General features: G+C 35.7%; 8 protein-coding genes and 2 pseudogenes. All 10 read right to left on the bottom strand.

The features are described 5' to 3' along the window. Positions 1–206: 206 nt before the first annotated feature. Positions 207–2,336, bottom strand: a complete 2,130-nt coding sequence (locus LRP84_RS03905) for a sigma 54-interacting transcriptional regulator (RefSeq protein WP_230573880.1) — start codon at positions 2,334–2,336, stop codon at positions 207–209. A 143-nt stretch (positions 2,337–2,479) separates the two neighbouring features. Then, a complete protein-coding gene (locus tag LRP84_RS03900; protein ID WP_230573879.1) occupies positions 2,480–2,728 on the bottom strand; it encodes a biotin/lipoyl attachment domain-containing protein in 249 nt (82 codons plus the stop codon). Positions 2,729–2,755: 27 nt separating this feature from the next. After that, complete coding sequence (locus LRP84_RS03895; protein WP_230573878.1) at positions 2,756–3,046, bottom strand: SAV0927 family protein; 291 nt, start codon at positions 3,044–3,046, stop codon at positions 2,756–2,758. A 24-nt stretch (positions 3,047–3,070) separates the two neighbouring features. Then, the gene (locus tag LRP84_RS03890) at positions 3,071–4,366 is read right to left on the bottom strand and encodes a Glu/Leu/Phe/Val family dehydrogenase (protein ID WP_302850567.1); all 1,296 of its coding nucleotides are present in this window, start codon (positions 4,364–4,366) and stop codon (positions 3,071–3,073) included. 218 nt (positions 4,367–4,584) lie between these two features. Further along, complete coding sequence (locus tag LRP84_RS03885; protein WP_230573877.1) at positions 4,585–5,934, bottom strand: APC family permease; 1,350 nt, start codon at positions 5,932–5,934, stop codon at positions 4,585–4,587. 414 nt (positions 5,935–6,348) lie between these two features. Continuing rightward, entirely contained in the window at positions 6,349–7,317 is a 969-nt protein-coding gene (gene nrdF, locus LRP84_RS03880) for a class 1b ribonucleoside-diphosphate reductase subunit beta (RefSeq protein WP_230573876.1), read from the bottom strand. 192 nt (positions 7,318–7,509) lie between these two features. Then, positions 7,510–8,460 (bottom strand): ribonucleotide reductase barrel domain-containing protein, encoded by a 951-nt coding sequence (locus tag LRP84_RS03875; RefSeq protein WP_335379703.1) that lies wholly within the window; start codon positions 8,458–8,460, stop codon positions 7,510–7,512. Between the two features lie 384 nt (positions 8,461–8,844). After that, positions 8,845–9,291, bottom strand: a pseudogene (locus LRP84_RS03870) (ribonucleotide reductase barrel domain-containing protein); the annotation flags it as partial. Between the two features lie 312 nt (positions 9,292–9,603). Continuing rightward, positions 9,604–10,302: pseudogene (locus LRP84_RS03865) on the bottom strand (ribonucleotide reductase barrel domain-containing protein); the annotation flags it as partial. After that, positions 10,289–10,648 carry a class Ib ribonucleoside-diphosphate reductase assembly flavoprotein NrdI gene (gene nrdI / locus LRP84_RS03860; RefSeq protein WP_230573875.1) on the bottom strand — a complete coding sequence of 120 codons (360 nt, stop codon included), beginning with the start codon at positions 10,646–10,648 and terminating at the stop codon, positions 10,289–10,291. The gene nrdI and the pseudogene LRP84_RS03865, both read right to left, overlap by 14 nt. Positions 10,649–10,750 lie beyond the last annotated feature (102 nt).

Raw genomic sequence — 10,750 nt, 5'->3', positions numbered from 1 at the left:
AGTCCCCCTTTGTCGATCGTTCATATATTATATAAGCAATAATTGTGCCAACATTTAAAATACCAAGTAATCATACAAAAACTGACTATTTCTTCAAATAAAACATACCAACTTATGCGTTTTTGCATAGATTATTACATTTTGCATAATTACAGCAAAAATAACAAAGAAAAAGGAGTAGTTCATGTAAACTTCCCCTTTCTCTTTTAGAAATATGAAATTGTATCAACTGCTATTTCCTTTTCATTCATGATTTTTTGATATTTACGACTAACCGAAGATTGACTAATTCCAAGAGCTTTTGCGGCCTTCGTCGTTGTTTTATACTGCTTCATCGCAAGTAAGATTAATTGCTCTTCTACAGAATGTAATGCTTCTTGTAATGGTAAGACCCTTGTAATAACTGGCTTTGATTTTTTAAAGTCATAACCAAGGGTTAAAAATTTGCTAACAAATTCAGCTTCAATAACTGGCTCATCTGCTGATACTACTAAACGTTCAATCATATTTTGTAATTCTCTCACATTTCCAGGCCATGAATAAAATTCTAGTAAATTCAGTGCATCTGGAGTTAAATGGTAGTTTTTATTATATTTTTCATTTAATTGTTGTAAGAAATGAAATGCGAGTACTGGAACATCTTCCATTCGTTCCCTTAACGGGGGAACATGCAGTGGAATTACATTTAAGCGATAAAATAAATCTTCACGGAACGTACCAGCTTCCACCATTTTTTCGAGACTTTTATTTGTGGCCGCAATAATTTGAACGTTTATTTTCGTAGGTACCGTGCTTCCGATTGGAATTACTTCTTGCTCCTGTAACACCCTAAGTAATTTCACTTGCAAATGTAAAGGCATTTCTCCAATCTCATCCAAAAATAAAATCCCTTGATCCGCTCGCTTAAAATACCCTTCTTTTCCATTTTTATCAGCGCCGGTAAAAGCACCTTTCGTATATCCGAACAGTTCACTTTCCAATAATGATTCTGGAATTGCACCGCAATTTAATTTTAAAAACGGCTTTGAAGATCGATTTCCCAGTTGATGAATTGCTTGGGCAATTACTTCTTTTCCAACACCCGATTCTCCAGAAATAAGAACATTAGAAGAAAATTCAGCTATTTTTTTAGCTTGATTAATAATTTGTTCCATTTTCGGACTACAATAAATAAGTTTCTTAAGAAAACGATCTTTATTCTTATAGTTGTCCAATTCCTTCTTATATTGTTCAGATATCTTTTTCATCTCATGCAATTCCGTTTTTAATCTCGTTGCCTCTGTAATATCCCTTGATGCAATAATAATACGATGCAGTTCTCCGGTTTCATTAAACACAGGGTTTCCAACCGCTAATATTTTTCTACCACTTTTTGTTTCTTGTACAATCGATACCTTTTTCTTTTGTTCTAGTACCAAACGAGTAACAGATGGACTAAATAAACCTTTTTGCTCTAAATCTAAAAGATTTTTTCCTAAAAGATCCTTTAAATCTCCTCCCCAAAAATCATTGATAATGGTTTCACTATAACGAATTAATTCCCCTTTATGATTGACTACTAATATTTCATCATAAATACTAGATAAGATTGCATGTAAATCTTTATTTAAATCCTTTATATATTCAATTTCCATGGCCATTTCCTCAACCATTGGTAAATCTTGTACAATAATAACCATTCCTTCAATGCTTTGATCGAAGCTAGGAATCGGACTATAATCAACTAATACTCCCATCTCATTTGTTATTTGTAACTGATTTAAAATCGTTTTTCCCGTTGCATATACATTGTTAATATGTTCTCCATTAAAAATCTGTTCTGCTGGTACATTCAATACTTTTTCAGAAGTAGATTTAATCATCTTTAAACCAGATTCATTACAATTTACAATTTTCTTTTCCCGGTCTACCACAAAAATCCCCATTGGAATAGACATTAAAATGATTTTTAGTATATCTACACTTTTATTTTCTTGCTTAAATAATTCTGCAAAAACATCCTCTCTTCTTATGTATCCTTTTAACTCTCCTATTTCATTTTTCACAATCGCAATAGGCGCCCCAATAATTTGAAAGAGAGCTGTTAAGGAAATATTTTTGCTAAGGTGACAGATTGTATCTAGTGAAACAGCATTTGAAAGTAATACTTGGGCAGTTAATCCCTCATTTCTTGATAGCAGATCCTTCACATGGACGTATGCAAATAATTGATCCTCCCTTTTTAAAAACAGAAAAGGTTCTGTTATATTTTTAACATCTATATTCCATTCCTTTTCAGGTTGATCAATAGGTAGAGATACAATCTGTCTAATTTTTTTATGAGCAATGGAAAACATTCCGCTACCCCTCCTTTGAACTACTTAACTTGTATTGTATCACTAAAAATAGATTTTTTTAATTAATCTGACAATAAACTTTTTTCCTTTATTTATTAAAAAAAAGGAAGATGAATGCTTCCATCTTCCTTTTTGTTCTCTAATTAATCACTACCACTCATTAAAATATCTTCTTGAATATAAGCTAATACCATCCCTGGAATTACCTTATCTCCTGCTTCTACTTCTAAAGATTGTACTTCTCCACTACATCCCATTTTAATTACTTCCAGCTGACCATTCATATCTTTAATAGCAAACAGTGGTTCCCATTCGTAAATTCGGGAGTCCTTATCAATAGACACTTTTTCAACCGTTCCATAGCATGGGCTCGTAACGATCTCATAATACAAAATGAATCATTCCCTTCTTTTATTCTATTAATATTGTTCTGCCAACATTTGTGACTGAAGAATCATATGGAAAAAACTTCGAAAATCTTCTACATCTTCTACTTCAATCCCTAACTTAGGTGCCCAATATTGTTCCTGTTCAATATCTTCTTGACTTAATAGAATCATTCTTCCATTCTGAATAGAAGTAACCATTGCTTTTCCCAAAAATTGCTGTGAATACGTAACGGCTATATCATATCGATGACAATTCGACACGATACAATAATAACCGATTGCTTGTCTTTCAATTTCTTCTAATAAAATATCAAGCTTCATTTTATTCCTCCCTTTGTTAAAAGGTTAAAAATTCAACCAACCCCTTAGGCGCGATGCCTCTACAATCTTACGAACTCCCTCTATATAAGCAGCAATTTTCATATTTACTCCAAAGTGTTTTGAAGTATTGAATACATCAGAAAAGCTAGATGTGATTTTCTCCTTTAAGCATTGGTCGACATATTGCTCTGTCCAATAATACCCTTGGTTATTTTGACACCATTCAAAATAAGAAACAATAACACCTCCAGAGTTTGCTAGAATATCTGGAACAACCAAAATGTCTCTCTCTTCTAACATTGTGATTGCCTCTTTTGTTGTCGGACCATTTGCGGCTTCAATTACAATCTTACATCCAAGCCTTTCTGCATTATGTTTCGTAATCACTCCTCCAATTGCTGCTGGAATGAGTACATCACATTCTTTTTCTAACAACTCTTGGTTAGAGATTGTTTTACTAAAGAGGTTTGATACTACTCCAAACGAATCTCGATTTTCTAGTAAATAAGGAACATCCAAACCATCTGGATTGTAAATGCCACCTAAAGCATCAGATACTCCTACCACTTTCACACCAATATCATATAAATATTTCGCTAAATGACTTCCAACGTTTCCAAACCCTTGAATGATTACTCGCATATTTTGCAGTGAAATATGTTTCAGCTCACTCACTAACTGAAGTGTATACAATACCCCTTTAGAAGTAGCTGTTTCCCGCCCTTGTGATCCTCCTAGCATCAATGGTTTTCCAGTTATAAAGCCCGGGGAATCAAATTCTCTAATATGATCATATTCATCTAGCATCCAAGCCATAATTTGAGCATTTGTATACATATCAGGAGCTGGAATATCTTTAGTAGGCCCAACAATTTGGCTCACTGCTCTTACATAACCGCGACTAAGTAACTCTAGTTCTCTAAGACTCATCTCCTGCGGATTACAAATAATCCCGCCCTTTGCCCCTCCATATGGAAGACCCGTCACTCCACATTTCAAGCTCATCCAACCAGCAAGCGCTTTTACTTCCTCAGCTGTAACATCTGGATGAAACCGAATACCCCCTTTTGTTGGCCCTGCTGCATCGTTATGCTGAGCACGATACCCTTGAAATACTTTTGTTCTTCCATCATCCATTCGAACAGGAATGCTTACTTCTAAAAAGCGCATCGGCTTTTTAAGAAATTCGAATACTTCTTCTGGATAACGTAAAATTTGGAGCGCCTCTTTTAATATAGACTGAAATTCCTCTAAAGGATTTTCAATCTCAACTTTTCCCTGCATAGATTGAGTTGTATTTTTTTCTGATTGAATTGCCACGATAACACCTCATTTATATATTTTTACTAGTTTTATAAAGCAATAAGCATGCCAAGTAAAAATATAATGTTTATCCCGCTATTCACCCTTCTCTCTGGCACTGATTTACAAATTTTCTCTCGTTCCTTATGAATCGTTGAATGACTTATGCAATATTGCATGATTTTAAAATCCCCAAAACAAAAAACATCGGAAAAATTCCGATGTTTTTTGTTATTCTATATTTCCTGTACTTCTTCAAAATGCATTTGCGGCGGAGCTGCCCGAAACATGTTCGTAATATATAAAAGGTAACCGATTCCAACTGCAGCCCAGCTAAGTCCAAGAATAAGCGAATGAATATTGAGATTAAACCATAACACAGCTACTGTACCTGCTCCTAAAATAGGCAGAACTAAGAAATTTAAAAAGTCTTTTACTGTTTTATACCTTTTTTGCTTTATAACATAGTAAGCAATTACAGATAAATTAACAAATGTAAATGCAATAAGCGCTCCGAAGTTAATAAGAGATGCTGCTGTTTCTAAATCGATAAATATAGCGGAAAGTGAAATAATTCCCACAATAATAATGTTATATACTGGAGTTTGCAAGCGAGGATGAATGTATCCGAATATCTTCTGCGGGATTACATTATCTCGCCCCATTACGTATAATAATCGCGACACACTTGTATGAGAAGCTAAACCTGATGCCAATGTTCCCATAAATGTCCCTACTAAAAAGAATGTTTGAAATAATTTCCCTCCAACGTATAGTGCAATTTCTGGTGCCGCTGATTCTTGATCTTTAAATACGGATGCTTCTGGGAAAAAAGATTGTGTGAAGTACGTAGTAACAATAAATAAAATTCCGCCAATTAAAGCGGTAAGAAAAATAGCCCGAGGAATTGTCTTCTCCGCGTTTGGTGTTTCTTCCGAAAATGTAGTTACCGCATCGAAACCTAAAAATGAAAAACAAAGAATTGTGGCCCCTGCAACTAACGGCGATATGTGTATATCTGATTGAAAAAACGGCTGAATGGAAAAAACTTCTCCAGTTCCTTCTCCTGCTATCAATCCTTTTATAACAAGAACTACAAACACAACCATTACTAATATTTGAAACACTACTAAGAATGTATTGAAATTGGCAGTAACATTTATACTAATGATATTTACCAGTGTAATCAGTAGGACAAATCCAACGACCCATAACCAAGAAGGAACACTTGGAAAAAGTGCGGACATATAAATCCTCGTTAATAGCGCGTTTACCATTGGTAAAAACAAATAATCTAATAACGCTGACCATCCAACAAGAAATCCAAGCCTTGTACTAATTGTCTTCTGTGTATAAGTATAAGCAGATCCCGCAGTAGGAAAAACCTTTACCATTTTGCCGTAGCTTGCAGCTGTAAATAACATTCCTGCTAATGCAATAAGATAAGCTCCTGGAACATGCCCGCTCGTTTTTTCAGAAACGATTCCAAATGTATCAAACCCCACCATCGGCGTCATATACCCGACACCTAGCATGACAATTGACCAAAGTCCTAATGAACGTTTTAAACCAACTACTTTTCCCACCTATCATTCCTCCTACTTTCTCTATCTAATTTCCATGTAAAGTTTGATAATTAAACAGAAAACGCTTTCAATAAACCGTGTATATTATATATCGCATTCCAAAACCCCTCCTTTTATTTTTTAAATATTCATGCAATTTTTGAGCCAAAATTTTCTTATTCAAAAAATTGAGAGGATAAGCCAATTATCACGCTTCAAAGATACAACAGGTGAGATTATTTTCTTTAAATTTTTTGTTGGTTTTTATTCATTTTGACATAACTTATTCAGTCTCTCATACCACTATATACACGTGAAGTGAAACTTTAATCAGTCGAAAAATAACAAATTTATCGAGAAATAATAACATTATGTAACTATCAATACCAAAAAAGCTGCCTTTATATAAAAGACAGCTTTTTTCAACCCTATCTATTAAAAATCAAATACGAAATCATCATCTGATAATTTTTCAACATTTGTTGCTTTTACATAACCGTTCCCTTTTACAGAGAAGAAATCATGATTTTTCGTATCAGTACGTAAACCATTTAACACAATTGGGTTAATTTCTTCTTCTTCAAAATGCGGTTCTAATCCTAAGTTCATTAGCCCTTTATTCGCATTGTAACGAACAAAACGATTCACATCTTCCACAAGACCAATAGATGTATAAATTACTTCTGTGTATGCTGTTTCAATTTCATACAGTTCCACTAATAAATCCATCGTTTCTTTTTGCACTTCTTGTTGTTCTTCAGCAGAAAGCTCTGCAAAAACTTGCTGTGCTAAAATACCGACAAATACACCGTGAATGGACTCGTCCCTGATTATCAAGTTGATAATTTCACCACTCGCTGTTAATTTTCCTTGTCCAGCTAAGTAAAGCGGATAAAAGAATCCACTATAGAACAAGTAACTTTCTAAGAACACGCTTGCTACCATGGCCATGTATAGCTCTTTTTTCGTTACAGTTGGCTTTAATAAGCGGTGGTAGTATCTTGTAATAATACCTGCTTTTTTCTCAAGTAATGGATGCTTATCTACCCATTCAAAGATTTCATCAATTTCTTCTTCACTTGCTAATGTCGTAAAAATGTGACTGTAACTTTTCGCATGTACTTCTTCCATTGCTCCCATGAAAGCTAATACACTTTTCGCTTGTAAGTTCTCAAGGTGCACAAGAATAAGAGGCATTCCCTCGCCGCCTTGCTTCGTATCAAGGAGCGTTAAACCACCTAGCACGCGCTTATACGCCTGTTGTTCTTCTTTTGATAGCTGCACCCATGTGTTTTTGTCAGAAGAAACCGCGATCTCCTCTTCTGTCCAAAACTGAGCGATGTTTTGCTTCCAAAACATTAAACTAAAATCGTCTTCTTTCTTGTTCCAGTTTACCGCGCGCATTGAATCGCCCCTTTTTTATATTGTTGCATCGTTCTAACGTGCGGTAAAACTTCCATTTCATAATGAAAATCTAACCGCACGTTAGAACGTAAATTTGATAACTAAGCATGAGCAGGGTTTTTCTGACCCTGCTCATACTGTTTTATCATCTATGATAAATTTCAATTGTACGCTCTTCTTCCAAAGAACACATTATACTGTGCAGGCTACACACTCTTCAACGCTTAACTTACGTGTTCTTGTGTAATACAAGCTCTTTAATCCTTTTTTATGAGCATAAATATAGTAACGTGCTAATTCACGAGTAGAAATATCGCTATTTACATAAAGAATTGTACTAATCCCTTGGTCAATATGCTCTTGAATTTCTGCGATTAAATCAATTAACTTAAATTGATTCATATCGTAAGAAGATTTATAATACCAGAACGTATCTTTCGATAAATACGGCATTGGGTAATATGTCGTTGCATTCGCATACGTTCTTGATTCAATTTGACTTACGATCGGCATTACACTTGAAGTCGCATTTTGAACGTAACTGATCGATTGTGTCGGAGCAATGGCTAAACGATATGAATTATATAAACCATGCTTCTGCACTTGTTCTTTTAAACTTGTCCAGTCTTCTTTTGTCGGAATATGGATTCCTTCAAATAACTGCTGTACTTTCTCAGTTACTGGACTGTAATCTGTTGTTTCATACTTCTCAAAGTATGTTCCTTTTGCATAATCCGACTTATCGAAGTCTTTAAATGTTTCGCCTTTCTCTTTCGCAATTTCCATACTTTTCTCAATGGAGTAGTAATTTAGCATCATAAAGAATGTACGAGCAAACTCTTTCGCTTCTGCACTTTCATAACCAATTTTATTTTTCGCTAAATAACCATGTAAGTTCATTGCTCCGAGACCCACAGAATGAAGCTCATCATTTGCTTTTTTCACAGTCGGTGCATTTGGAATTACCGTCATGTCAGAAACAGCTGTTAAAGCTTCCATCCCTGCATGAACCGCTTCACGAAATTCTTTATTCTCCATCACGTTTACGATGTTTAACGATCCTAAGTTACAGTTAATATCACGGCGGATAATGTCATCTGTACCGTAGTCATTGATTTCGGATGTTTCTTGTAACTGGAAGATTTCGGTCTCTAATGTTCAACTGAGGTCGCTACTCTCAGCCCGTTGCTTACACAACTGCTGTATGTCACCATACAGGACAGACTATATCATCACCTACAGCATAACCTGATTAGGTGCTCCGCTTTTCGAGCGCCGATTGCTTGCGCCCTACTCCCATATGGGATAGTCGTTAGGCTTTTACTTATCTTAGTCTTTCAGAAAGTCTCTTATCGTTTCATGCTGTCTATTTTTTAATTGTACATATACAAAACGATAAGATACCCTCTGAATAAAATAACTTACTCTAAAATAAGATTTAGCACGGTAGGTTACCTCATTTTTGAGGCTTTCCCCGTTTAACGGAGTTTTCGACTAGCATTTCTACTAGAAGGTGCTACATAGTTAACACAAGTTAGACATCTTCACAGTTCCAATATCCTTTAACGGATGCTGCTGATTCGCATTTGATTTAAACATTAAGTATGGATAACCAGACTCAAGCTGAATCATTGCAATTTTAATAAGCATATCACGTGCGCTAATATCAAGCGGCTTCTTCTTCACATTCGGATTGCTCATAAGTTCGTCGTACATTTCATCAATGTCAATATCATCTAAATGTTTTCCGTACTCTTTATACACTGTATAAGGCGCGAAAACATGGAATGGTTCGTTTTTCTCAGCAAGCTCAAAGAACTTGCTTGGAACGATAACTCCGATTGAAAGAGATTGAATACGGCTCTTCTCGTCGGCATTTATTTTTTTTGTATCAAGGAACTCAATAATATCCCAATGGAAAATATTTAAATACACCGCTCCGGCACCTTTTCTTTGCATATTGTTACTCCACACCCTTAAAACGTATGGGGGATAGTCATTTCTGCTATCCTCTCTATATCGCTATAGAGTTCAGACCATATCTTCTTCTCAATAGATACACCCTTTACATTTGGTTTGAGAAGCCAGGTTCGAGCTATATAGTCACCTACATAGCTGCTTGGTCGTTGAACCTTCTCCTTATCTAACAGACTTAGGAGCTCGGCTGCTGATTTCCTGCAATCTTGGATTTTTAGGGAGCGCTACGTAATTTCTCCGTAGTATCCTACCTCGATATACTCAGGGGTTCCAGCAATTGACCCGGTTTTATAGTTGAGCCATAAGTTAACCCAACTGATTCGCATACGAAAACGAATCTTCAAGCAATTTCATAACTGGTACAACACCGCTTGCCGCGTTCTCGATACCTTTAATTTGTTCACCGCGTGCGCGCAGCTTGCTCAAGTTGAGCGCTACACCACCGCCGATTTTTGATAACTGCATAGCCGTATTAATGTTAAATCCAATCGAGTTTAAGCTATCATCCATCTCTAACAAGAAACAAGACACCATTTCTCCTCTTCTGCTTCTTCCCGCATTTAAAAAGGTTGGTGTCGCTGGTTGATAGTTTTGTTTTACAATCATACTTGCGAATTGTTTCGCCTTCTCAACATTCCCTCGTCCTAAGTATAACGATACGATTGCTACGCGATCCGGATAGCTTTCTAAGTATCGTTTTTGATCATTTGTTTTTAACGCATAATCTTTATAGAACTTAGATGCCGCCATATAAGATTGAAATTCGAAATTTTCGCCATATGTGATATCGTATATAGCTTCTATCTCGTCCATCTTATATTCGCTTAACACATCATAGTAGTAATCGTTCTCCAACATATACTTGATGCGTTCTGCCACGCTATCAAAGTGAACGGTATTCTCTTTCGCCTCTTCCATAAAGACTGCTAGTGCCTCTTTATCTTTGTGCAGCTGATAGAATCCGTCCTGCATTTGCGTGATCTCATTATTCAATTCAATGTGTCGCAATCTCCAGCACCCTCTCTTTAAAAAATTCTATATCTTTATTTGTTCCAGATAACTCAAATTTCGATACAACCGGCACCTCATATCTCGTTGCAATCTTGTCTGCACTTGCCCCAAACATATCTCCCCAATTGCGATTTCCGCTTGCAGATACTCCTTTTAAGCGATCATGATTACGTTCTAAAAATTTCAAAACACGTTCCGGCACATTTCCAAAACCTGTTGTATACGTAATAAGGATAAATTCTTCATCTAATACGAGATTCTCATTAATTTGAACGGCCGGCATATTTAATTTGTGAATGAAACGCTTCACGTTTCCTGTCATAGAATCATATGCAACTAACATCTCCGACCCTCCTCTTACATCTTTTCACATTATGTTCGTTCTCGATGATTTCTCCATATATTGTATTACTTTTTAAAAAAGGACACAAGATATATGTATAAT

This window comes from Bacillus rhizoplanae, assembly GCF_917563915.1.
In the GTDB taxonomy this organism is placed as follows: Bacteria; Bacillota; Bacilli; order Bacillales; family Bacillaceae_G; genus Bacillus_A; species Bacillus_A rhizoplanae.
Note: the sequence above shows the minus strand (reverse complement) of the source record. Positions and strands in the feature narration are given on the sequence as shown.

Bases quoted from the DNA above. Each gene is read 5' to 3' on its own strand.
- nrdF (WP_230573876.1), bottom strand. From the start codon at position 7,317: ATGCGCGCGGTAAACTGGAACAAGAAAGAAGACGATTTTAGTTTAATG.
- LRP84_RS03905 (WP_230573880.1), bottom strand. From the start codon at position 2,336: ATGTTTTCCATTGCTCATAAAAAAATTAGACAGATTGTATCTCTACCT.
- LRP84_RS03895 (WP_230573878.1), bottom strand. From the start codon at position 3,046: ATGAAGCTTGATATTTTATTAGAAGAAATTGAAAGACAAGCAATCGGT.
- nrdI (WP_230573875.1), bottom strand. From the start codon at position 10,648: ATGTTAGTTGCATATGATTCTATGACAGGAAACGTGAAGCGTTTCATT.